This window comes from Streptomyces sp. NPDC048288, assembly GCF_043201555.1.
Taxonomy (GTDB): Bacteria; Actinomycetota; Actinomycetes; order Streptomycetales; family Streptomycetaceae; genus Streptomyces.
Map to the genome: position 1 here is coordinate 1,022,712 of NZ_JBICZD010000001.1, position 21,092 is coordinate 1,043,803.

25 protein-coding genes are annotated in these 21,092 nt (G+C 72.8%); 16 read left to right on the forward strand and 9 right to left on the reverse strand.

From position 1 onward, the window contains the following. The first annotated feature begins 2 nt into the window (after window positions 1-2). From ACGFZS_RS04520 to hisF, 5 genes are read left to right on the forward strand one after another with little or no spacing between them, the layout of a single operon-like run. Window positions 3-167 (forward strand): hypothetical protein, encoded by a 165-nt coding sequence (locus ACGFZS_RS04520; RefSeq protein WP_351325110.1) that lies wholly within the window; start codon window positions 3-5, stop codon window positions 165-167. Further along, complete coding sequence (gene hisH / locus ACGFZS_RS04525; protein ID WP_393793844.1) at window positions 158-808, forward strand: imidazole glycerol phosphate synthase subunit HisH; 651 nt, start codon at window positions 158-160, stop codon at window positions 806-808. Before ACGFZS_RS04520 ends, hisH begins: the two co-directional genes overlap by 10 nt. Then, window positions 805-1,530: a bifunctional 1-(5-phosphoribosyl)-5-((5-phosphoribosylamino)methylideneamino)imidazole-4-carboxamide isomerase/phosphoribosylanthranilate isomerase PriA gene (priA, locus tag ACGFZS_RS04530; protein WP_393793845.1), complete on the forward strand. Its 726-nt coding sequence runs from the start codon at window positions 805-807 to the stop codon at window positions 1,528-1,530. The genes hisH and priA overlap by 4 nt, the downstream gene beginning before the upstream one ends. Next, window positions 1,527-1,919 carry a RidA family protein gene (locus tag ACGFZS_RS04535; RefSeq protein WP_359209716.1) on the forward strand — a complete coding sequence of 131 codons (393 nt, stop codon included), beginning with the start codon at window positions 1,527-1,529 and terminating at the stop codon, window positions 1,917-1,919. Before priA ends, ACGFZS_RS04535 begins: the two co-directional genes overlap by 4 nt. A gap of 34 nt (window positions 1,920-1,953) precedes the next feature. Beyond that, window positions 1,954-2,709 carry an imidazole glycerol phosphate synthase subunit HisF gene (hisF, locus tag ACGFZS_RS04540; protein ID WP_355707982.1) on the forward strand — a complete coding sequence of 252 codons (756 nt, stop codon included), beginning with the start codon at window positions 1,954-1,956 and terminating at the stop codon, window positions 2,707-2,709. Between the two features lie 4 nt (window positions 2,710-2,713). On the opposite strand, the gene ACGFZS_RS04545 is transcribed toward hisF, so the two are convergent. Together ACGFZS_RS04545 and ACGFZS_RS04550 are read right to left on the reverse strand one after the other, a co-directional pair. Then, window positions 2,714-3,112, reverse strand: a complete 399-nt coding sequence (locus ACGFZS_RS04545) for a VOC family protein (RefSeq protein WP_393655396.1) — start codon at window positions 3,110-3,112, stop codon at window positions 2,714-2,716. 10 nt (window positions 3,113-3,122) lie between these two features. After that, window positions 3,123-3,758 carry a TIGR03085 family metal-binding protein gene (locus tag ACGFZS_RS04550; RefSeq protein ID WP_355707985.1) on the reverse strand — a complete coding sequence of 212 codons (636 nt, stop codon included), beginning with the start codon at window positions 3,756-3,758 and terminating at the stop codon, window positions 3,123-3,125. Window positions 3,759-3,831: 73 nt separating this feature from the next. On the opposite strand from ACGFZS_RS04550, the gene hisI reads away from it, so the two are divergent. From hisI to lgt, 11 genes are all read left to right on the forward strand, one after another. Further along, a complete protein-coding gene (gene hisI / locus ACGFZS_RS04555) occupies window positions 3,832-4,272 on the forward strand; it encodes a phosphoribosyl-AMP cyclohydrolase (protein WP_393793846.1) in 441 nt (146 codons plus the stop codon). 11 nt (window positions 4,273-4,283) lie between these two features. Continuing rightward, complete coding sequence (locus ACGFZS_RS04560; RefSeq protein WP_393655398.1) at window positions 4,284-5,780, forward strand: anthranilate synthase component I; 1,497 nt, start codon at window positions 4,284-4,286, stop codon at window positions 5,778-5,780. Between the two features lie 61 nt (window positions 5,781-5,841). Next, window positions 5,842-6,486, forward strand: a complete 645-nt coding sequence (locus ACGFZS_RS04565; protein ID WP_365680433.1) for a TIGR02234 family membrane protein — start codon at window positions 5,842-5,844, stop codon at window positions 6,484-6,486. Window positions 6,487-6,702: 216 nt separating this feature from the next. Then, complete coding sequence (locus tag ACGFZS_RS04570; RefSeq protein ID WP_355707993.1) at window positions 6,703-6,963, forward strand: HGxxPAAW family protein; 261 nt, start codon at window positions 6,703-6,705, stop codon at window positions 6,961-6,963. 78 nt (window positions 6,964-7,041) lie between these two features. Next, entirely contained in the window at window positions 7,042-7,491 is a 450-nt protein-coding gene (locus tag ACGFZS_RS04575) for a DUF2752 domain-containing protein (protein WP_393793847.1), read from the forward strand. Between the two features lie 148 nt (window positions 7,492-7,639). Beyond that, window positions 7,640-8,449, forward strand: coding sequence for an indole-3-glycerol phosphate synthase TrpC (trpC, locus tag ACGFZS_RS04580; protein WP_365680438.1), 810 nt, complete (start codon window positions 7,640-7,642; stop codon window positions 8,447-8,449). A 21-nt stretch (window positions 8,450-8,470) separates the two neighbouring features. After that, entirely contained in the window at window positions 8,471-8,671 is a 201-nt protein-coding gene (gene trpM / locus ACGFZS_RS04585; RefSeq protein WP_393793848.1) for a tryptophan biosynthesis modulator TrpM, read from the forward strand. A 78-nt stretch (window positions 8,672-8,749) separates the two neighbouring features. Then, complete coding sequence (trpB, locus tag ACGFZS_RS04590; protein ID WP_393793849.1) at window positions 8,750-10,033, forward strand: tryptophan synthase subunit beta; 1,284 nt, start codon at window positions 8,750-8,752, stop codon at window positions 10,031-10,033. Next, window positions 10,030-10,848, forward strand: coding sequence for a tryptophan synthase subunit alpha (gene trpA, locus ACGFZS_RS04595; protein ID WP_393793850.1), 819 nt, complete (start codon window positions 10,030-10,032; stop codon window positions 10,846-10,848). Before trpB ends, trpA begins: the two co-directional genes overlap by 4 nt. A gap of 111 nt (window positions 10,849-10,959) precedes the next feature. Next, entirely contained in the window at window positions 10,960-11,736 is a 777-nt protein-coding gene (locus tag ACGFZS_RS04600; protein WP_393793851.1) for a DsbA family protein, read from the forward strand. Window positions 11,737-11,828: 92 nt separating this feature from the next. Continuing rightward, a complete protein-coding gene (lgt, locus tag ACGFZS_RS04605) occupies window positions 11,829-12,833 on the forward strand; it encodes a prolipoprotein diacylglyceryl transferase (protein ID WP_393793852.1) in 1,005 nt (334 codons plus the stop codon). Between the two features lie 94 nt (window positions 12,834-12,927). Here lgt and ACGFZS_RS04610 read toward each other — a convergent pair whose 3' ends face one another. Genes ACGFZS_RS04610 through ACGFZS_RS04640 form a run of 7 tightly spaced genes read right to left on the reverse strand, consistent with a single transcriptional unit; the run spans window position 12,928 to window position 21,006 of the window. Then, on the reverse strand, window positions 12,928-13,764 hold the full coding sequence (locus ACGFZS_RS04610) for an HpcH/HpaI aldolase/citrate lyase family protein (RefSeq protein ID WP_393793853.1): 837 nt from the start codon (window positions 13,762-13,764) through the stop codon (window positions 12,928-12,930). Next, window positions 13,761-14,987, reverse strand: a complete 1,227-nt coding sequence (locus ACGFZS_RS04615; protein ID WP_393793854.1) for a CaiB/BaiF CoA transferase family protein — start codon at window positions 14,985-14,987, stop codon at window positions 13,761-13,763. The genes ACGFZS_RS04610 and ACGFZS_RS04615 overlap by 4 nt, the downstream gene beginning before the upstream one ends. Window positions 14,988-14,998: 11 nt before the next feature. After that, window positions 14,999-15,892: a ribokinase gene (gene rbsK, locus ACGFZS_RS04620; protein ID WP_393655420.1), complete on the reverse strand. Its 894-nt coding sequence runs from the start codon at window positions 15,890-15,892 to the stop codon at window positions 14,999-15,001. Continuing rightward, on the reverse strand, window positions 15,889-17,391 hold the full coding sequence (locus ACGFZS_RS04625) for an ADP-ribosylglycohydrolase family protein (RefSeq protein ID WP_393793855.1): 1,503 nt from the start codon (window positions 17,389-17,391) through the stop codon (window positions 15,889-15,891). Before ACGFZS_RS04625 ends, rbsK begins: the two co-directional genes overlap by 4 nt. After that, window positions 17,379-18,554 (reverse strand): ADP-ribosylglycohydrolase family protein, encoded by a 1,176-nt coding sequence (locus ACGFZS_RS04630; protein ID WP_393793856.1) that lies wholly within the window; start codon window positions 18,552-18,554, stop codon window positions 17,379-17,381. Before ACGFZS_RS04630 ends, ACGFZS_RS04625 begins: the two co-directional genes overlap by 13 nt. 8 nt (window positions 18,555-18,562) lie before the next feature. Then, window positions 18,563-19,681, reverse strand: coding sequence for an ADP-ribosylglycohydrolase family protein (locus tag ACGFZS_RS04635; protein WP_365680460.1), 1,119 nt, complete (start codon window positions 19,679-19,681; stop codon window positions 18,563-18,565). Then, entirely contained in the window at window positions 19,678-21,006 is a 1,329-nt protein-coding gene (locus tag ACGFZS_RS04640; protein ID WP_393793857.1) for an ADP-ribosylglycohydrolase family protein, read from the reverse strand. Before ACGFZS_RS04640 ends, ACGFZS_RS04635 begins: the two co-directional genes overlap by 4 nt. Window positions 21,007-21,092 lie beyond the last annotated feature (86 nt).

A 21,092-nucleotide genomic window follows, 5' to 3' on the forward strand; every position in this document is an offset into this window, starting at 1 on the left:
CCATGACCGGTCTGTCCACCGTACTGATCGTCGTCGGCCTCTTCCTGGTCGGCGGAATCATCTCCTTCGTCAAGCAGAAGATGCCCACCAGCCTGATCGTGCTGCTCTCGATCGGTGCCGCGATGTGCCTGGTGGCGGGTGTCGTGAGGCTGGAGGTGTGGAATTGAGCGGATCCTCCAAGAAGGTCGTCGTCTTCGACTACGGCTTCGGCAACGTCCGGTCCGCCGAGCGCGCCCTCGCCCGCACCGGGGCCGACGTCGAGATCACCCGTGACTTCGACCGGGCCATGAACGCGGACGGGCTGCTGGTGCCGGGTGTCGGCGCCTTCGCCGCCTGCATGCGGGGCCTCAAGGAGGCCCGCGGGGACTGGATCATCGACCGCCGGCTGTCCGGCGGACGGCCGGTCATGGGCATCTGCGTCGGCATGCAGATCCTGTTCGCGCGCGGCATCGAGCACGGCGTGGAGACCGAGGGCCTCGACGAGTGGCCCGGCTCGGTCGAGCCGCTCCAGGCCGAGATCGTGCCCCACATGGGCTGGAACACCGTGGACGCGGCGCCCGGCTCGGCCCTCTTCGCCGGCCTGGACACCGACGCGCGGTTCTACTTCGTGCACTCCTACGCCGTCCAGGACTGGTCGCTGGAGACGCACAACGCCTCGATGCGGGCCCCGCTCGTCACCTGGTCCACGCACGGCAAGCCGTTCGTGGCCGCCGTCGAGAACGGCGCCCTGTGGGCCACGCAGTTCCACCCCGAGAAGTCCGGCGACGCCGGCGCCCAGCTCCTCACCAACTGGATCGGAACACTGTGAGCAAGCTCGAACTCCTCCCCGCCGTCGACGTCCGCGACGGCCAGGCCGTCCGCCTCGTGCACGGCGAGTCGGGAACCGAGACCTCCTACGGCTCCCCCCTCGAAGCCGCCCTCTCCTGGCAGGCGTCGGGCGCCGAGTGGCTCCACCTGGTCGACCTGGACGCCGCGTTCGGCACCGGCGACAACCGCGCGCTGGTCGCCGAGGTCACCCACGCCATGGACATCAAGGTCGAGCTCTCCGGCGGCATCCGCGACGACGCCACCCTGGCCGCCGCCCTCGCCACCGGCTGCACCCGGGTCAACCTCGGCACGGCCGCCCTGGAGACCCCGGAGTGGGTCGCCAAGGTCATCGCCGAGCACGGCGACAAGATCGCGGTCGGCCTGGACGTCAAGGGCACCACCCTCCGCGGCCGCGGCTGGACCCGGGACGGCGGCGACCTCTACGAGACGCTGGCCCGCCTCGACCAGGAGGGCTGCGCGCGCTACGTCGTCACCGACATCGCCAAGGACGGCACCCTCCAGGGCCCGAACCTGGAGCTGCTGCGCAACGTCTGCGCGGCGACGGACCGGCCGGTCGTGGCCTCCGGCGGCGTGTCGTCGCTCGACGACCTCCGCGCGCTGGCCGAACTGGTACCCCTCGGTGTCGAGGGCGCCATCGTCGGCAAGGCGCTGTACGCCAAGGCGTTCACCTTGGAAGAAGCACTGGAGGCTGTCTCGTCATGACGTCCGATGCCGTACGACGTGCGCAGAGCGGAAGTCCCTGGGAAGAGTCCTTCGGTTTCGCACGCGCCGTGGCGGCGGGCGACCGGGTCGTGGTGGGCGGTACGACGTCCTTCAAGGGCACGGTGCTGTACGGGGAGGGCGACCCGTACGAGCAGGCCAAGGTGGCGTTCACCGCGGCCCTGGAGGCGATCGCCGAGTTCGGGCTCGGACCCGAGTCGGTGATCCGCACGCGGATGTACCTGACCCACGTCCGGGACGTGGACGCGGTGGGCCGGGCCCACAAGGAGATCTTCGACGGGGTGCGCCCGGTGTCCACCCTGCTGGTGGTGGAGGGCTTCGTCGACCCGCGCATCCTGGTCGAAGTCGAACTGGAAGCCTTCCGGGGCTAGAGGCATACGAGGCATACAGAGGAGCCGTGGATTCATGACCCTGGCGGTCCGAGTCATCCCCTGCCTGGACGTGGACAACGGCCGGGTCGTCAAGGGTGTCAACTTCCAGAACCTGCGCGACGCGGGCGACCCGGTCGAGATGGCCAAGGTGTACGACGCGGAAGGCGCCGACGAGCTGACCTTCCTGGACATCACCGCGTCCTCCGGCAACCGGGAGACCACCTACGACGTGGTGCGCCGCACCGCCGAGCAGGTGTTCATCCCGCTGACGGTGGGCGGCGGTGTGCGTACCGCCGAGGACGTCGACAAGCTGCTGCGGGCCGGCGCCGACAAGGTGGGCGTCAACACGGCGGCGATCGCCCGCCCCGACCTCATCCGTGAGATCGCGGAGCGCTTCGGCCGCCAGGTACTGGTCCTCTCCGTCGACGCCCGCCGCACCGAGGCGGGCTCCTTCGAGGTCACCACCCACGGCGGGCGCCGCGGCACCGGCATCGACGCGGTCGAGTGGGCCCACCGGGCCGCCGAACTCGGCGCCGGCGAGATCCTGCTCAACTCCATGGACGCGGACGGCACCAAGGACGGCTACGACCTGGAGATGATCACGGCCGTCCGCAAGCACGTCACGGTCCCGGTCATCGCCTCCGGCGGGGCCGGCAAGCTGGCCGACTTCGCCCCGGCCGTCGGCGCGGGCGCGGACGCGGTCCTCGCGGCCTCCGTCTTCCACTTCGGCGACCTGCGCATCGGCGAGGTGAAGCAGGCGCTGCGGGACGCCGGGCACCCCGTGCGCTAGCCGGTCAGCCCTTCGGCTGGGCCAGCTGGATCAGGTTGCCGACCGTGTCGTCCAGGACGGCCGCGATCACCGGGCCCTGCTCCTGCGGCTCGTGCGCGAACCGGACACCGAGGGCGCGCAGCCGCTCGTACTCCGTGTGGATGTCGTCCACCGAGAAGACGATCGCCGGGAGCCCCGCCTCGTAGACGGCCTTGCGGTACGGCTCCGCGATGGGGCCCTGGCCGGGCTCCAGGAGCAGCTGGAGGTCCTGCTGGGCGCCGTCCGGCGCGCCGACCGTGACGAACAGGGTGCCGCCGCCCAGGTCGAGGCGGGTGCGGGTCTCGAAGCCGAGGACATCGGTGTAGAAGGCGTGCGCCCGGGTCACGTCGTCGACGTAGACACTCGTCATCGCGACCTTGATCACGGTGTGCTCCTCAGATGCCCAGCTGCCTGGAGTCGTGCAGCTTGGCGATCGCGTTCTCGTCGCCGTCCACCTCGACCTTCGCCGCGTTCTGCCGGCCGAAGGCGAACATCAGCAGCTCGGAGGGCTCGCCCGTCACCGTCACCACGGGGGCGCCCCGGTGCGCGACCGCCGTCTGGCCGTCCGGGCGGCGCAGGACGAGACCGGTCGGCACCCCCCGGCCCAGCAGCCGCGCGGTGCGCTCCAGCCGCGCCCACAGGGCGTCCTGGAAGACGGGGTCCAGCTCGCGCGCCGACCAGTCCGGCTGGGCCCGGCGGACGTCCTCCGTGTGGACGTAGAACTCCACCGTGTTGGCCGCCTCGTCGACCTGCTTGAGCTGGAAGGGTGAGAACCGCGGCGGGCCGGTACGGATCAGCTGGATCAGCTCCTCGTACGGCTTCGCGGCGAACTCCGCCATCACCTTCTCCAGGCGCGGCGCGAGCTGCTTGATCAGGGTGCCCCCGGCCGCGTCCGGCCGGCGCTCGCGCACCACCACGTGCGCGGCCAGATCACGGGTCAGCCAGCCCTCGCAGAGGGTCGGCGCCTCGGGACCGGCGGTCTCCAAGAGGTCGGCGAGCAGAAGCCGTTCACGCTTGGCGAAGGTCGACATACCGCCAGCCTACGGCCACACCCAGCGTCCGGACAGTGGACACGGACCGTGACTGTCGGTGCGGCGCGGCACAATGGCACCCATGACCAGTACGACCGGTACGACGGGTACCCCCCCGTCCAGTGGCCTCGCCCCGGAGATCGCCGCCCGCCTCAAGCGCAGCGCCGACGGCCTCCTGCCCGCCATCGCCCAGCAGTACGACACCGGCGAGGTGCTGATGCTCGGCTGGATGGACGACGAGGCGCTGCACCGGACCCTCACCACCGGCCGCTGTACCTACTGGTCGCGCAGCCGCCGGGAGTACTGGGTCAAGGGCGACACCTCCGGCCACTTCCAGTGGGTCAAGTCGGTCGCGCTCGACTGCGACGCCGACACCCTGCTGGTCAAGGTCGACCAGGTGGGCGCCGCCTGCCACACCGGCGACCGCACCTGCTTCGACGCCGACGTGCTCCTCAAGGACGTCGAGCACGCCCACGAGGGCGCCGGTCCCGGCACCCCCGCCTCGGATCAGTAAGGTCTGCCGCCATGGACCTCGAGACCTTCCGCAAGCTGGCGACCGACCGGCGCGTCATCCCGGTCACCCGCAAGCTCCTCGCCGACGGCGACACCCCGGTCGCGCTCTACCGCAAGCTCGCCGCCGAGCGCCCCGGCACCTTCCTGCTGGAGTCCGCCGAGAACGGCCGCACGGCGTATCAATGGTCTCGGTACTCCTTCGTGGGCGTCCGCTCCTCGGCCACCCTCACCGCCCGGGACGGCCAGGCCCACTGGCTCGGCGCCCCGCCCGTCGGCGTCCCGGTCGAGGGCGACCCGCTGGCCGCCCTGCGCGCCACCATCGAGGCCCTGCACACCCCGCACGACCAGGACCTCCCGCCCTTCACCGGCGGCATGGTCGGCTACCTCGGCTACGACATCGTGCGCCGCCTGGAGAAGATCGGCCCGGGCGAGCACGACGATCTCCGGCTCCCCGAGCTGACCATGCTCCTCACCAGCGACCTGGCCGTCATGGACCACTGGGAGGGCTCGGTCCTGCTGATCGCCAACGCGATCAACCACAACGACCTCGACACGGGCGTCGACGAGGCCCACGCCGACGCCGTGGCCCGGCTGGACGCGATGGAGCGGGACCTCTCCCGCGCGGTCGCCCAGCCGCCCGCCGTCCTGCCGCCCTCCGAACTCCCCGAGTACACCGCCCTGTGGGGCGGCCCCGACTTCCAGGTCGCCGTCGAGGACATCAAGGAGCGCATCCGCGCGGGCGAGGCCTTCCAGGTCGTCCCCTCCCAGCGCTTCGAGACGCCGTGCACGGCGAGCGCGCTGGACGTCTACCGCGTCCTGCGGGCCACCAACCCGTCGCCGTACATGTACCTCTTCCGCTTCGACGGCTTCGACGTCGTGGGATCCAGCCCGGAGGCGCTCGTCAAGGTCGAGGCGGGGCAGGCCATGGTGCACCCCATCGCCGGCACCCGCCCGCGCGGGGCCACCCCGCAGGAGGACCAGGCCCTCGCCGACGAGCTGATGGCCGACCCCAAGGAGCGCGCCGAGCACCTGATGCTCGTCGACCTCGGGCGCAACGACCTGGGCCGGGTCTGCGAGCCCGGCTCCGTCGAGGTCGTCGACTTCATGTCCGTCGAGCGGTACTCGCACGTCATGCACATCGTCTCGACGGTCACCGGAAAGGTCGCCGAGGGCCGCACCGCCTTCGACGTCCTCACCGCCTGCTTCCCGGCCGGCACCCTCTCCGGCGCCCCCAAGCCCCGGGCCATGCAGATCATCGACGAACTGGAGCCGTCCCGAAGGGGGCTGTACGGCGGCTGCGTCGGCTACCTCGACTTCGCCGGCGACTCCGACACCGCCATCGCCATCCGCACCGCCCTGCTGCGGGACGGCACGGCGTATGTGCAGGCAGGCGCCGGTATCGTCGCCGACTCCAACCCGGTCGCCGAGGACCAGGAGTGCCGCAACAAGGCGGCGGCGGTCCTGCGGGCCGTGCACACGGCCAACAGACTGGGCGCGCAGGGCGAGTAGGGGCGAGTGGGGCGCTTCTCACGCGACCCCGGGTGACCGTTCGCCCGGGGTTCAGGCGATAGTGGAGTACGTGACTGCTGTTCCTCACCCCTCATCCGAAGCCGCCGCACCCGAGCGCTCCGGCCGCCGCAGCCTTGCCGTGGCTCTGCTGTTCGGCGCGCTCGGCGCGGCCGTGGCCCTGCTGTCCACCCGGCAGCGCTGGGCCGAGGGCACCGCGACGGTGGCCGGCGGCGACTTCCCGCTGACCGCCAAGGGCAGCGACGTCACGGGCGTCCCCGCGGCCCTCGCCATAGTGGGCCTCGCCGCGCTCGTCGCCGTCTTCGCCGTCCGCAGGGCCGGCCGCTTCGTGGTCTCCGGGCTGCTCGCGCTCTCCGGCGCCGGCATCCTCGCCGCGGCGCTGCTGGGCGCCTCCGACGACTCCGCGCTCGACGAGAAGGCCGCGCAGGCCAGCGGTGACACCTCCGCGACGGTCGCCGCGCTCAGCCACACCGGCTGGCCGTACGTCGCCGCGGCCGGCGGTGCGCTGATCCTGGTCGCGGGGTTGCTGGCGCTGCGGTACGGGCGGCTGTGGCCCGCGATGTCCGGGCGTTACGAGCGGGGTACGGGGGCGGAGCGGCCGCGCCGGGCGCCGAAGCCGGTGGATCCGGACCGGCCCGAGGACATCTGGAAGGCGCTGGACCGGGGCGAGGACCCTACGGGGGCGTGAGACCGAGAACGGGTTGTCGGTCGTCTGCGGGTGGGTGGGGGCTGGTCGCGCCCACGCGGCGGAGCCGCATATCGAACACAGCCCCGCGCCCCTTTCAGGGGCGGTTCAGTCGATGTGGCGAATCAGACGCCACCCCCGCGTCCGGCACGGGTGCTCGTACGGGACAATGGAGGACGAGCGTCCGGAAGGACACGTACGAGCAACGAGGAGCAAGTCATGGCGGGCAGCAGCCACGGTCACACCCCGGCCGCCTGGACCGGCGTCACCATCGCCTTCATCGGTTTCTGCGTCGCGGGCGCCTTCATGGTGATGGCCCAGCCGCTCGGCTTCTGGGCCGGCATGGTGATCGTGGTCCTCGGCGGTGTGGTCGGCATGATCATGCGCTCCATGGGTCTCGGCCAGCCGAAGCAGGCCGCCGCGCTCTCCTACACCACGCCGGCCGCCGCCACCCGCGAGCCGGTCGGCGCCGAGAGCTGACCCGCGAGGCTTTCTGAGGGGCACCCCCGAGAGATCGGGGGTGCCCCTCACGCGCGTGTGCCGACGGTACGGGGCACAATGCGAGGCGTGAACGCCGACATCCAGCGCGCAGCCGTCCCGCCGGCGATGCCCTCCCTGCGGGGCAGGCTCGCCGTGCCCGTCTCCGTGCTGGGCGCGGTCGTCGGTGCCTTCGCCTACGTCGGGACCGTCGACCCCAACCAGCCCGGCCACTACCCGGTCTGCCCGCTGTACCGGTTCACCGGCCTGTACTGCCCCGGCTGCGGCGGCCTGCGCAGCGCGCACGCGTTCGTCCACGGGGATCTCCTGGCCGCGCTGCGGGACAACGCCGCCGGTGTGGTCGCCTATCTGGCCTTCGCCGTCGTGTGGACCGTCTGGGTGGTGCGCGCGGTGCGCGGCCGGCCCGCCCGGATCGTGCTCAGGCCGGCGCTGATGTGGACGCTGGGCGCGTTGGTGCTGGTCTTCACCGTTGTCCGGAACCTGCCGTTCGGTGGCTGGTTGCATCCTTGATCAACTGGCGAACGTCCAGGTAGTGGGACCGGCGTCAACTCGATGCGAGACCAGTGCCGTCCTGCGGATACCATCGCAGGTGACCATGAGTTTTCGGACCCATGGGATGTGACCGCTGGAAAGAACCGTCCGGAAGGGGGCCGCTCGCGTGAGTGTGCTCGACGAGATCATCGACGGAGTCCGTGCCGACCTCGCGGAACGGCAGGCGCGCGTCAGCCTCGACGAGCTCAAGGAGCGCGCGGCGAAGGCGCCCGCCGCCAAGGACGGTGTGGCCGCGCTGCGTGGTGAGGGCGTCAAGGTCATCTGTGAGGTCAAGCGCTCCAGCCCGTCCAAGGGCGCGCTGGCCGCGATCGCCGACCCGGCCGGGCTCGCCGCGGACTACGAGGCGGGCGGCGCGGCCGTCATCTCGGTCCTGACCGAGCAGCGCCGCTTCGGCGGCTCGCTGGCCGACCTGGAGGCGGTCCGGGCCCGGGTGGACATCCCGGTGCTGCGCAAGGACTTCATCGTCACGTCGTACCAGCTGTGGGAGGCCCGCGCGTACGGCGCCGACCTCGCGCTGCTGATCGTCGCCGCCCTCGACCAGCCGGCCCTGGAGTCGCTGATCGAGCGTGCCGAGTCCATCGGCCTCACCCCGATCGTGGAGGTCCACGACGAGGACGAGGTCGAGCGCGCGGTGGACGCGGGCGCCAAGGTGATCGGCGTCAACGCGCGCAACCTGAAGACCCTGGAGGTCGACCGCACCACCTTCGAGCGGGTCGCCCCGGAGATCCCCGACCACATCGTCAAGATCGCCGAGTCCGGCGTCCGCGGCCCGCACGACCTGATCGCCTACGCCAACGCCGGCGCCGACGCCGTCCTGGTCGGCGAGTCCCTGGTCACCGGCCGCGACCCCAAGGCGGCGGTGGCCGACCTGGTGGCGGCGGGCGAACACCCCGCGCTCCGGCACGGCCGCCCCTGATCACCCGCTAGGCTGATCCCGATGACTCTCACGGTGACGACGACAGTGGACCGGTACGCCCGCCTCGCGCGCGGCTGCCGGCCCCGCGGTTGCCGCGCCCCGGCCCGCCGAATCCACGGCCGCCGCGTCCGCTACGTCATCGGCGACGAACCCGGCCAGGTCAACGGCCGCCGATGGCAGCGCCCCTTTAGGGGCGCGGGGAACTGCGCGACAAGCCACTGACGGCCCGCAGTCACGAACACACCCCCGCCCCCACGGCGAACAGTGTTTTTTCATCGGCACTCACCGTGAGGTATCGGCATGCCCAGCGATTTCTTCTTCCCTGACCCCACCGGCCAGGTGCCCAGCGCCGAGGGCTACTTCGGCGCATTCGGCGGCAAGTTCATCCCGGAGGCCCTCGTCGCCGCCGTGGACGAGGTCGCCGTCGAGTACGACAAGGCCAAGCACGACCCCGAGTTCGCCCGCGAGCTCGACGACCTGATGGCCCACTACACCGGCCGCCCCAGCTCCCTCACCGAGGTCCCCCGCTTCGCGGAACACGCGGGCGGCGCCCGGATCTTCCTCAAGCGCGAGGACCTGAACCACACCGGCTCGCACAAGATCAACAACGTGCTCGGCCAGGCCCTGCTCACCAAGCGCATGGGCAAGACCCGGGTGATCGCGGAGACCGGCGCCGGCCAGCACGGCGTCGCCACCGCCACCGCCTGCGCGCTGTTCGGCCTCGACTGCACCATCTACATGGGCGAGATCGACACTCAGCGCCAGGCCCTCAACGTGGCCCGGATGCGGATCCTCGGCGCCGAGGTCATCGCCGTGAAGTCCGGCAGCCGCACCCTCAAGGACGCCATCAACGAGGCGTTCCGCGACTGGGTGGCGAACGTCGACCACACCCACTACCTCTTCGGTACGGTCGCCGGACCGCACCCCTTCCCGGCCATGGTCCGCGACTTCCACCGGGTGATCGGCGTCGAGGCCCGCCGCCAGATCCTGGAGCGCGCGGGGCGCCTGCCCGACGCGGCGATCGCCTGCGTCGGCGGCGGCTCCAACGCCATCGGCCTCTTCCACGCCTTCATCCCCGACGCGGACGTCCGCCTCATCGGCTGCGAGCCCGCGGGGCACGGCATCGGGACCGGCGAGCACGCGGCCACCCTCACCGCCGGCGAGCCCGGCATCCTGCACGGCTCCCGTTCCTACGTCCTCCAGGACGACGAGGGCCAGATCACCGAGCCGTACTCGATCTCCGCCGGTCTGGACTACCCCGGCATCGGCCCGGAGCACTCCTACCTCAAGGACTCCGGCCGCGGCGAGTACCGCGCGGTCACCGACGACGCGGCCATGCAGGCCCTGCGCCTGCTCTCCCGCACCGAGGGCATCATCCCGGCCATCGAGAGCGCCCACGCCCTCGCCGGCGCCCTGGAGGTCGGCAGGGAACTCGGCAAGGACGGGCTGATCGTCGTCAACCTGTCCGGCCGCGGCGACAAGGACATGGACACCGCCGCGCGCTACTTCGGACTGTACGACGCCGACGCCGAGGTGGCCGCCGACACCACCGCCACCGCCGAGATCGAGGGGGACGCCAAGTGAGCGGGAACATCCAACTGCTGAACGACACCCTCGCCGGCGCGAAGGCCGAGGGCCGCGCCGCGCTCATCGCCTACCTCCCGGCCGGGTTCCCGACCGTGGACGGCGGCATCGAGGCGATCAAGGCCGTCCTGGACGGCGGCGCCGACGTCGTCGAGGTCGGGCTGCCGCACAGCGACCCGGTCCTGGACGGCCCGGTCATCCAGACCGCCGACGACATCGCCCTGCGCGGCGGCGTCAAGATCGCGGACGTGATGCGCACGGTCAAGGAGGCCTACGAGGCCACCGGCAGGCCGATCCTCGTCATGACGTACTGGAACCCCATCGACCGCTACGGCGTCGAGCGCTTCACCGCCGAACTGGCCGAGGCCGGCGGCGCGGGCTGCATCCTGCCCGACCTGCCGGTCCAGGAGTCGGCGCTGTGGCGGGAGCACGCCGAGAAGCACGGCCTCGCGACGGTCTTCGTCGTGGCGCCGAGCAGCAAGGACGAGCGGCTCGCCACGATCACGGCGGCGGGCAGCGGCTTCGTCTACGCGGCGTCCCTGATGGGGGTCACCGGTACGCGTGCATCGGTCGGCGCGCAGGCCCAGAACCTGGTCGAGCGCACCCGGGGCACCGGCACCGGGCTGCCCGTCTGCGTCGGCCTCGGCGTCTCCGACGCGACCCAGGCCGCCGAGGTCGCCGGGTTCGCCGACGGGGTGATCGTCGGGTCGGCCTTCGTGAAGCGGATGCTGGACGCGCCGGACCACGCGGCCGGTGTGGCGGCCGTGCGCGAGCTGGCCGGGGACCTGGCGAAGGGCGTGCGCGGACAGGCGTGACCCGCTGCGTAACCTTCGGGTACGTCAGGCATGACAGAACATTCGGTCACTCGAACGGGTGGACCTGGGACCGGGGAGGCGCGGTGCGCCTCCCCGGTTCGTTCTGGGGGTGTGAGCGAGAAGAATCGTGACGGAAAGCGGATGGCCCGCGAGCGGCTGGCGGCCGAGCGCGAGAAGCAGAAGGCCGCGGAGCGGCGACGGCGCGCGCTGATCGTCGGCGCGAGCGTCGTCTGCGTCCTGGGCCTGGCCGCGGTGGTCGGCATCGTCGCCGCGAACGCGGGCAAGGACAAGAAGAGCGAGAGCTCCGGCCCGGTCGTGGCGCCCTCGGGCGCGCAGGGCAAGGACAGCCTCGCGATCCCGGTCGGCAAGGACGACGCCAAGGCGACGCTCACCATCTGGGAGGACTTCCGCTGCCCGGCCTGCCAGGCCTTCGAGACGGCGTACCGTCCGACGCTCCACGAGCTGGTCGACTCCGGCAAGCTCAGGATCGAGTACCACCTGGCCACGCTGATCGACGGCAACCTCGGCGGCAGCGGCTCCCGGCACGCGGCCAACGCGGCGGCCTGCGCCCAGGACGCGGGCAAGTTCCGCGACTTCCACGACGTGCTGTACGAGAACCAGCCCAAGGAGACCGACGACGCGTTCTCCAGCGACGCCAAGCTGATCGAGCTGGCCGGCAAGGTCGACGGCCTGGTCACCCCGGCCTTCGAGAAGTGTGTCAATGACGGCACGCACAACGCCTGGGTCGTCAAGTCCAACCAGGCCTTCGAGGCCGGCAAGTTCGGCGGCACCCCGACCGTCCTGCTCGACGGCAAGAACATCTACCAGGACCAGACGATGACCCCGGCCAAGCTGAAGCAGCTGGTCGAGGACGCGAACAAGGGGTAGGCGGCGGTAAGCGTTTCTCACGCCCCTGTTATGGAGCCGTAGCCGGGCTGGTTGCCGTCGGCCCGGTCCGGCACGGTAGCGTCGACCCTGCCATGGAATATCTTGCCTACATTCCCAGCCCTTCGCGCGGAGTGATCCACCTCGGACCCATCCCGCTGCGCGGCTACGCGTTCTGCATCATCATCGGTGTCTTCGTAGCCGTCTGGCTCGGAAACAAGCGCTGGATCGCCCGGGGCGGGCGGGCCGGCACCGTGGCCGACATCGCCGTCTGGGCCGTACCGTTCGGCCTGGTCGGCGGGCGTCTCTACCACGTGATCACGGACTACGAGCTGTACTTCAGCGAGGGCCGTGACTGGGTCGACGCGTTCAAGGTCTGGCAGGGCGGCCTCGGTATCTGGGGCGCGATCGCGCTCGGCGCGGTGGGCGCCTGGATCGGCTGCCGGCGCCGGGGCATCCCGCTCCCGGCGTACGCCGACGCCATCGCCCCCGGCATCGCCCTGGCCCAGGCCTGCGGCCGCTGGGGGAACTGGTTCAACCAGGAGCTGTACGGGCGCGAGACGCACCTCCCGTGGGCTCTGCACATCACCTCCTCCGAGGGCGGCCGGGTCCCGGGCTACTACCACCCGACCTTCCTGTACGAGTCGCTGTGGTGCGTCGGCGTCGCCTTCCTCGTCATCTGGGCCGACCGACGCTTCACGCTGGGCCACGGGCGGGCTTTCGCGCTGTACGTCGCCGCGTACTGCGTGGGCCGCGGCTGGATCGAGTACATGCGCGTCGACGACGCCCACCACATCCTCGGTCTGCGGCTCAACGACTGGACCGCGATGATCGTGTTCCTGCTCGCCGTGCTGTACATGGTGCTCTCCGCGAAGAAGCGGCCGGGCCGGGAGACGGTGGTCGAGCCGGCCGCCGCCGACGCCGAGACCGACGGTGACAGCGCGGCCGACGGCGAGACCGCGGCCGTCGAGGCCGAGGAGGCTCCCGACGCGGAGCCCTCCGAGGACGAACCCCTGGCCAAGACCGACGACGTCGACGAGACCGACGAGGCCAAGGACGAGATCAAGGACGAGGCCGGGTCGGGGACCAAGAAGAGCTGACCTGCCGCGATACGACGAAGAGGGCGCCCGGGACCGACCGGGCGCCCTCTTCGCATGCGGACCGCCGGGCCACGGCGAGCCCGGCACCGCGAGATCACCGGCGGTGGAGCAGGGAGAGGGTTCTGCGGGCCGTGGCGACCACTGCCGCGTCGATGAAGCTGCCGTCGGGGAGGGCCTGGGCGCCCTGTTCCGTGGTGGCTGCCTTGATGATGGTTTCGGCCTGTTCCACTTCCGCCTCGGTGGGGAGGTAGGCCCGTTCGATGATCGGGAGCTGGCGGGGGTGGATGGCGGCGCGGCCCAGGAAGCCCAGGGCGCGGCCGTGGGCGCAGGAGGCGGCCAGGCCGCCCAGGTCGCGGGTGTCGGGGTGGACCGACTGGGGCGGCGGGGCGAGCCCCGCCGCCCGGGCGGCGACCACGATCCGGGAGCGGCACCAGTCGAGGCCGAGATCGTCCCGTACGCCCAGGTCGGCCCTCAGGTCCGCCTCGCCGAGGGAGATGCCGCGCAGGGCGGGGTGGGCGGTGGCGATGGCGTAGGCGTGCTCGATGCCGAGGGCCGATTCGAGGAGGGCGTAGAGCGGCAGGGCGGCGGTCCGGTCGGCGAGGTGGCGGACGTCCTCGGGGCTCGCCACCTTGGGCAGCCGCAGCCCGTCGAGACCGGGAAGGCCGAGCAGTGCCTGGACGTCGGCCTGCGCCCAGGGGGTGTCGAGACCGTTGATCCGGACGTGCACCGGGACCGGCTGCGGATGGGCGAGGAGGCCGGCGGTGGCGGCGCGGGCGCAGTCCTTGCGGTCGGGGGCGACCGCGTCCTCCAGGTCGATCACCACCACGTCCGCGCCGGAGACCAGCGCCTTGGCGACCACATGCGGCCGGTCACCGGGGACGTACAGCCAGGTCAGCGGGAAGGGGGCGGTGGTCTTGCGGCAGGTGGTCATACGGCGCCCTCCGCGCGCAGCGCCTGCCGCTCGGCCTCGGTCAGGCCCAGTTCGGTGAGGACCTCGTCGGTGTCGGCGCCGTGCGGGCGGCCGGTCCAGCGGATCGCGCCGGGGGTGGCCGAGAGCCGGAAGAGGACGTTCTGCATGCGCAGGGGGCCCAGTTCGGGGTCGGCGACCGTGGTGATCGTGTCCAGCGCCTGGTACTGCGGGTCCTCCATGACGTCCCGTACGTCCTGGATGGGCGCCACCGCCGCCTCGGCCTTCTCGAACTCGGCCAGCACCTCGGCACGGGAGCGCACGGCCACCCAGTCGCCGACGGCCGCGTCGAGGACGTCGGCGTGCGCGGCCCGGCCGGCGCCGGTCGCGAACCACGGCTCGTCGATCAGCTCCGGGCGCCCGACCAGCCGCAGCACGCGTTCCGCGATCGACTGGGCCGAGGTGGAGACGGCGACCCAGTCCCCGTCCGCCGTGCGGTAGGTGTTGCGCGGGGCGTTGTTGGCGGACCGGTTGCCGGTGCGCTCCTGGACGTAACCGAGCTGGTCGTACCAGATGGGCTGGGGGCCGAGGACGGTCAGGATCGGCTCGATGATCGCCATGTCGACGACCTGGCCCTCGCCGGTGCGGTCCCGGGCGGCGAGCGCGGTCATGACGGCGTACGCGGTCGCCAGCGCCGCGATCGAGTCGGCGAGACCGAACGGCGGCAGCACCGGGGGCGCGTCCGGTTCGCCGGTGATCGCCGCGAAGCCGCTCATCGCCTCGGCGAGGGTGCCGAAGCCGGGGCGGTGGGCGTAGGGCCCGAACTGGCCGAAGGCGGTGACCCGGGTCAGGACCAGGCGGGGGTTGGCGGCGGAGAGCTCCGCCCAGCCGAGGTCCCACTTCTCCAGGGTGCCCGGACGGAAGTTCTCCACGATGACGTCCGCGGTGGCGGCGAGCCGGAGCAGGGTGGCACGGCCGCCGCGCTTGGACAGGTCGAGGGTGATGGCGCGCTTGTTGCGGCCGAGCAGCTTCCACCACAGGCCGACACCCTGCTTGGCCGGGCCGTGGCCCCGGGAGGGATCGGGCTTGCCGGGGTGCTCGACCTTGATGACCTCGGCACCGAAGTCGCCGAGCAGGGTGGCGGCGAGCGGCCCCGCGAAGAGCGTGGCGAGATCGAGGACGCGCAGTCCGGCGAGGGGCTGGGGCTTCGTACTCGTCGTTGTCGTACTCGTCGTTGTCGTAACCATGGTTGTCGTCCTCATGCCGTGTACTGCGCCTCGATCTCCGGGCGGTACGGCATCGAGGTCGACGCGCCCTCCCGCTGTACGGCCAGCGCGGCCGCGGCGGCCGCCCAGGACAGGGCCTCCCGGACCGGTTTCTCCTCGGACAGGGCCACCGCGAGGGCGCCGACGAAGGTGTCGCCCGCGCCCGTCGAGTCGACGGCGGTCACCCGGGGTGCGGGGATGACGAGGGGCTGGGCGTCGCGGGTGAGGTAGAGGCTGCCGGCCGCGCCGAGGGTGACGACGACCTGGGGCACCAGGTCGAGCAGGGCGGCGGCCGCGTCACGCGGGTCGGCGCGGTCGGTGAGGGCGGCGGCCTCGCGCTCGTTGGCCACCATCAGGTCGATGTTGTCGAGGAGTTCGGGCGGCAGGGGGCGGACGGGCGACGGGGTGAGGATGGTGTGCACGCCGTGCCGGCGGGCGGCCTGCGCGCCGGCCACGACCGCCGGCAGCGGGATCTCCAGCTGGAGGAGGAGCCGGTCGGCGGAGGCGATGACCCCCTCGTCGCCGGGGGCGAGGTGGTCGACGGTGCCGTTGGCGCCGGGGACCACCACGATCGCGTTGCCGCCCTGGTCGTCGACGACGATGTGCGCGGTGCCGGAGGGGCACTCGATCGTGCGCAGCGAGTCGGTGTCCACGCCGGAGTGTTCGAGGGTCTCGCGCAGCCGGGCGCCGTAGGAGTCGTGGCCGACCGCGCCGATCATCGAGACGGTGGCGCCGGCGCGGGCGGCGGCGATCGCCTGGTTGGCGCCCTTGCCGCCGGGGACCGTACGGAAGTCCCGCCCCGTCACGGTCTCGCCGAGGTGCGGGGCCCGCTCGGCGTAGGCGACGAGGTCCATGTTCGTGCTGCCCAGTACGGCGATATGGGTCATGGGCGGGTCGCCTCCAGGTGGGTGAGATGGGCGAGGGTGTCGAAGCCGGTGGCGTCGAAGCCGGCGACCGAGGTGGCGAGCCGGTTCTTGAGCGGGACGGTCCAGCGGTCGGGCAGGGCGGCGGGGTCGCCCGCGAGCAGCCCGGCGACGGAACCGGCCGTCGCGCCGTTCGAGTCGGTGTCCCAACCGCCGCTCACCGCACGGCAGACGGAGCCGGTGAAGTCGCCGTCCGCGTGGGTGAGGGCGGCTGCGATCAGGGCCGTGTTGGGGATGGCGTGCACCCAGTGGTGGGTGGCGGAGTGCGTGCGGTGGAGTCCGTCCACGACCGTCTCGAAGTCCTCGTGGGTCTCCGCGAGCCGGATCGCGTGGTCGACCGCGGCGGCGAGGCGCGAGCGGGGCGGCACGACGGAACGGCCAGCGCGCAGACAGGCGTGCACGCCGTGGGTTCCCGTGGCGGCGGTGGCGATGACGGCCGCCGTGAACATCGCCGCGTAGACACCGTTCGCCGTGTGGGTGAGCGTGGCGTCGCGGTGGGCCTGTTCGGCCGCGGCGGCCGGATCACCGGGGTTGGTCCAGCCGTGCACGTCGGCGCGGATCAGGGCGCCGATCCACTCGCGGAAGGGGTTGCGGTGGCGGGCGGTGCCGGGGGGTTCGATGCCGGCGAGGAGGTTGCGGTAGGCGACGCGTTCGGCGGTGAAGGTACGGCCGGCGGGCAGCTCGTCGAGCCAGAGCCGCGCCACGTCGACGGGGGTGAAGGCACGGCCGTGCCGCTGGAGGAGGAGGACGTTGAGAAGGGGGTAGTTGAGGTCGTCGTCCTCGGGCATGCCGTCGATGTTCTCGGCGAGGGAGGTGGGGGCCGAGCGACGGTTCCAGGGGTGGGCGGAGAGGAGTTCGGCGGGGACTCCGTGGGCGGTGAAGTAGTGGTTCAGGGGCCAGTTGCCGGTGGCGCGGGCGAGTTCGCGGATCGCGTGCAGCGGAAGCTTCTCGACGGGTTTGCCGAGCAGACACCCGACGGCTCGGCCGAGCCAGGCGGCCTGGTAGGCGCGGGGTGTGGGGGCGGAGGTGGGGACGCTTACCGGCGCTGGCAGGGTGTCGCTGCGCCCACCCGTGCCGCCCTGCGGCACGCCTGCCCGCGGCTGGGTATACAGGACGCGGCTGGGCAGCGCCCCGTCAGGGGCGCGGGGAACTGCGCGATCAGCCCCCACCGGGGCGCAGCCGTACGACGGCCAGTCGGGACACAGCGCCTTGATCTCGGCCAGATCCGTCGGCTCGTCCAACCTGCTCGGCAGGTCCGCGAGTTCGTCGAGGAGGTCTTCCGCGAGGCGGCGGAGATAGCGGGACGCCCGGTCCGGCGACGCGCCCGCGCGGCTCGGCGCGTCCGCGCCGCCCGCCGCCCGCCAGCGCGCAGCGATCGCCGACGGCTCCCGCCCGTCCTGCCGTGCCTGGCGCAGCTCGTGGCCGAGCAGGTCCTCCGGCTGGACCCAGGTCAGTCGGAGCAACTCGGGCCTCCGAGGCGGGCGAAGGACTCCGCGTGGGCGCGGTGGCGTTCGGTGTCGCGGGCGAAGATCTCCCGGGTGACGGCGGTCAGCGCGCGCGGCGGCTCCCAGAGGTCGAGGCGGCTCGCCTCGGCCACCCGCTTCGACCACTCCTCCGGCACGGCGGAGCCGAGCGCACCGGCGATCGCGCCCGCCATCGTCGCGATCGAGTCGCAGTCCCGGCCGTAGTTGACGGAACCGAGCACCGCCTGCCGGTAGTCGCCGTCGGCCACCAGCAACATGCCCAGGGCGACGGGGAGTTCCTCGATGGCGTGCAGCCGGGACGGGCGGCGGGCGCCGAGCGAGGGGGACCGGTAGTCGGGGCCGACCGTGTCGTAGGGGGCGACCGCCTCGCGCAGGGGCGTGAGCGCCGACTCGAAGTCGCCGTGGCGCGAGGCCACTTCACAGACCTGTTCGATCGCGGTCCGGGTGCCGTCCTTCGCCAGGGACAGGGCCGCGGCCACGACCGAGTCCGGGGTGGCGCCCGGTGCCGCGGCAGCCGCCACCGCCGCCGCGAAGACGCCCGCCGCCTCCCTGCCGTACGACGACTGGTGGGCGCCCGCGACGTCCAGCGCCTCGGCGTACGCGGCCCGCGGGTTCGCCGCGTTGACCAGGCCGACCGGGGCCATGTACATCGCCGCACCGCAGTTGACGATGTTGCCGACGCCGGCCTCGCGGGGGTCGACATGGCCGTAGTGGAGACGGGTCGCGAGCCACTTCTCCGCGAGGAAGATCCGGTGCAGGGGGATGGTCTCCGCCTCCAGCTCCGGGATCCAGCGGGGGTTGGTCATCAGATCGGGGACCAGGTGGTCGGCGACGGCGTACGCGTCGAGGTGGTCGCGGACGTGGTCGTACACCCGTACCAGCGCATGGGTCATCAAGGTGTCGTCGGTGACGTGTCCGTCGCCCTTGTGGTAGGGCGCGATCGGGCGGGCGGTGCGCCAGGCGTCGCCGTTCCAGGGGCCGACGATGCCGTGCACGCGGCCGCCGTGGCGTTCGAGGATCTGGTCGGGGGAGTAGCCCTCGACGGGTCCGCCGAGGGCGTCCCCGACGGCGGCTCCGACGAGCGCTCCGGCGATCCGTTCGTCGAGCGAAGCTCCGGCGCTTTCTTCTCCTTTGGGCGTCATGCACCGAATCATCCACCTGGACGGGCCGGTTGTGTGGCTTCCAGGAGTTCGGCGAGTTCCACGAGGTCGGTACCGGTGAGGCGGGGGAGGGCACAGCCGGAGAGGGTGCGGCAGGCGTCCCGCCAGGGCGCGGGGATGGCCGCGCCGCCGCCGAGGGCGCCGGTGAGGGCGCCGGCCAGGGCGGGGGCCGAGTCGGCGACCCGCGACAGACACGCGGCGGCGGGTACGGCCTCGGCGATCCGGCCCCGGGAGGCCGTGGCGAGGGCGAGGGCGACCGGGACGGTCTCGGCGGCGGCGATGCCGTAGCTGTATACGTGGTCGACGATTTGGTGTTCGAGGAGGGGGATGACGGCGAACGCGGTGTCCGCCGCGCCGGTGAGGGTCAGGGCGTGCCGGGCGTTGCGGCCGATCTCGGTGGACTCGGGGAGTTCGGCGAGGGCCGCGGCCACGCAGGTCTCGACCTCGGCGCCGACCAGGGCGAGGGCGACGGCCGCCGCCATGGCGCGGGCGCCGTGGACTCCGTCGCCGTCCTGGGTATAGCGGGCGTCGAACTCGGCGAGGTCGGCGGCGCGTTGGGGGTCGCCGGGGTGGGCGACGGCGAGTGCGCAGGCGCGGACGCAGGCGGCGTCGTCGAAGTAGTGCGGGTTGTCGTGGCCGGTGGCGGGCGGGCGCAGGCCGGTGGCGAGGTTGCCGAGGCCGGCGCGGACGGAGATACGGGCGCGCAGGGGGAGTACGGCCGACTCGATCTCCGGGGCGCGTTCGGCCGCGGCGGCGACCTCGGAGGCCACGGCGGTCCAGGTGAGGTCGATGGCGGCGCGGGTACGGAGCTCACGGCTGAGGTCGCCGAGGACGGTGTCGTCGCCGGCGCGCAGCACGGCTTCCGCGGCGAAGGCCGCCCACTCGGCGTCGTCGGAGGGGCCGAGGCGGAGGGGCTCGGGGGGCTGGTTGAGGGCGATGGGGACGGGGAGGGTGGTGGTCGCGTTGTGCTCGGCGAAGGTGTCGAGTTCGCGGGTGAGGCGGCGGGTCCACTCGGGCATCCGGGACGCGCGGTGCCGGGCGGAGGGCCAGCCGGCGGCGTCCCCCGCGGCGAGGCCGAGCAGGAGCCCCTCGATACGACGCCGGTTCACCGGAGCCCCTCGCTGCAGCCGGCCCCCAGGGGGCTCCGCCCCCTGGACCCCCGAGACCTCGCCCACCCCCCACCCGACTCGCTCAGCTGAAAGGCGGACGCCGGGGGTTGCGGTTCGGTGGAGACGGGAGCGGCGGGTGACTCGGTCGGCAGAAGGACCGATGCGGTGAGGTGCGGCTCGGTGGGGATGGGGACGGGGGGTTGAGGGTGTGGCTCTGTTGGGGGAAGGGCTGCTGAGGTGGTGGGGTGTGGCTCGGCAGGGATGGTGGCGGGTGGCTCGGGTGGTCGAAAGGCCGGCGGCGTGGAGTGCGGGGTGGTCTGGCCCGAGGCTGTTGCCAGAAGCAGGTCGGCCACGTCGAGGACGTGGTGTCCGGCCATGGACGGCAGGCAGCTTCCGCAGACCGGGCCGATCGCCGCGCCCCACTCCTCCGGGATCGCCGCCGCTCCCAGGGTCGCACCGGCGAGGGCGCCGGCCACCGCGGCCGTGGTGTCGGCGTCGCGCCCCATGTTGACGGCCGTCAGTACCGCGTCGCGGAAGTCGCCGTCCGCCGCCGCGTACGCGCCGAAGGCCAGGGCCACCGCCTCGGGGGCCAGGTCGGTCCAGGGGTAGCCGCCGATGACGACGGCGGAGCGGACCGCACGTTCGCCGCGGTGGGCGACCGAGACGGCCCGGCGCAGGGAGCGGGCCGTCCAGGAGTCGTCCGGGATCACCGCGAGGGCGGCCGCGACCACCGACGTGGGCGGCGCCCCCGCCATCGCCGCCGCCACCCCCGCCGCCACCGCCTGGCCGCCGTAGATGCCCTCGCCCTCGTGGCTCACCGAGCCGTCGACGGCGACGAGCCGGGCCGCCTCGGCGGGGCGGCCGGCCGCGAAGACGCCGAAGGGGGCCGCCCGCATGGCCAGGCCGTCGCTCCAGGCGTGCCGGTGCTGGGCGGAGATGGGGGCGGCCAGTCCCCGGCGGAGGTTCTCCAGGGTGCCGCGTTCGCTGAAACCGGCCCCCTTGAAGGGGCCCTCGGCGCGGTCGGCGATCCACTCGTGCCAGGCCGCCTCGACATGGGCCGGGGTGAGGGCCGAGCCGTGCCGGGCGAGGAGGAGGCCGGAGAAGATCGCGTACTCGGTGTCGTCCGTACCGGCGGGGGTGTCGGTGACGTATCCCGTGATGCGGCCCCAGCGGGCGCGGATCTCGGAGGGCTTCATGTTCTCCGCCGGCGCCCCGAGCGCGTCCCCCACGGCCAGGCCCAGCAGCGCGCCCCGCGCCCGGTCGTGCAGTTCGGGGGCGCGCTCGTCCGGGGTGGGGGCCGGCGGGGTGCAGACGATCGATGGCATGGGCGGGCCTCTCCGGGAGGGGCTTCGCGCGAGGCGCGGAACCGTTTGCGGATGTGTCCCACCAACGGCGGTTGACCGCAGCCTGA

What these genes read in the sequence shown, in the direction of transcription:
- ACGFZS_RS04520 (WP_351325110.1), top strand. Translation starts at nt 3, where the DNA reads ATGACCGGTCTGTCCACCGTACTGATCGTCGTCGGCCTCTTCCTGGTC.
- ACGFZS_RS04535 (WP_359209716.1), top strand. Translation starts at nt 1,527, where the DNA reads ATGACGTCCGATGCCGTACGACGTGCGCAGAGCGGAAGTCCCTGGGAA.
- hisF (WP_355707982.1), top strand. Translation starts at nt 1,954, where the DNA reads ATGACCCTGGCGGTCCGAGTCATCCCCTGCCTGGACGTGGACAACGGC.
- ACGFZS_RS04550 (WP_355707985.1), bottom strand. Translation starts at nt 3,758, where the DNA reads ATGTCGACCTTCGCCAAGCGTGAACGGCTTCTGCTCGCCGACCTCTTG.
- hisI (WP_393793846.1), top strand. Translation starts at nt 3,832, where the DNA reads ATGGCACCCATGACCAGTACGACCGGTACGACGGGTACCCCCCCGTCC.
- ACGFZS_RS04560 (WP_393655398.1), top strand. Translation starts at nt 4,284, where the DNA reads ATGGACCTCGAGACCTTCCGCAAGCTGGCGACCGACCGGCGCGTCATC.
- ACGFZS_RS04570 (WP_355707993.1), top strand. Translation starts at nt 6,703, where the DNA reads ATGGCGGGCAGCAGCCACGGTCACACCCCGGCCGCCTGGACCGGCGTC.
- ACGFZS_RS04575 (WP_393793847.1), top strand. Translation starts at nt 7,042, where the DNA reads ATGCGAGGCGTGAACGCCGACATCCAGCGCGCAGCCGTCCCGCCGGCG.
- trpM (WP_393793848.1), top strand. Translation starts at nt 8,471, where the DNA reads ATGACTCTCACGGTGACGACGACAGTGGACCGGTACGCCCGCCTCGCG.
- trpB (WP_393793849.1), top strand. Translation starts at nt 8,750, where the DNA reads ATGCCCAGCGATTTCTTCTTCCCTGACCCCACCGGCCAGGTGCCCAGC.
- lgt (WP_393793852.1), top strand. Translation starts at nt 11,829, where the DNA reads ATGGAATATCTTGCCTACATTCCCAGCCCTTCGCGCGGAGTGATCCAC.
- ACGFZS_RS04610 (WP_393793853.1), bottom strand. Translation starts at nt 13,764, where the DNA reads ATGACCACCTGCCGCAAGACCACCGCCCCCTTCCCGCTGACCTGGCTG.
- ACGFZS_RS04615 (WP_393793854.1), bottom strand. Translation starts at nt 14,987, where the DNA reads ATGGTTACGACAACGACGAGTACGACAACGACGAGTACGAAGCCCCAG.
- rbsK (WP_393655420.1), bottom strand. Translation starts at nt 15,892, where the DNA reads ATGACCCATATCGCCGTACTGGGCAGCACGAACATGGACCTCGTCGCC.
- ACGFZS_RS04630 (WP_393793856.1), bottom strand. Translation starts at nt 18,554, where the DNA reads ATGACGCCCAAAGGAGAAGAAAGCGCCGGAGCTTCGCTCGACGAACGG.
- ACGFZS_RS04640 (WP_393793857.1), bottom strand. Translation starts at nt 21,006, where the DNA reads ATGCCATCGATCGTCTGCACCCCGCCGGCCCCCACCCCGGACGAGCGC.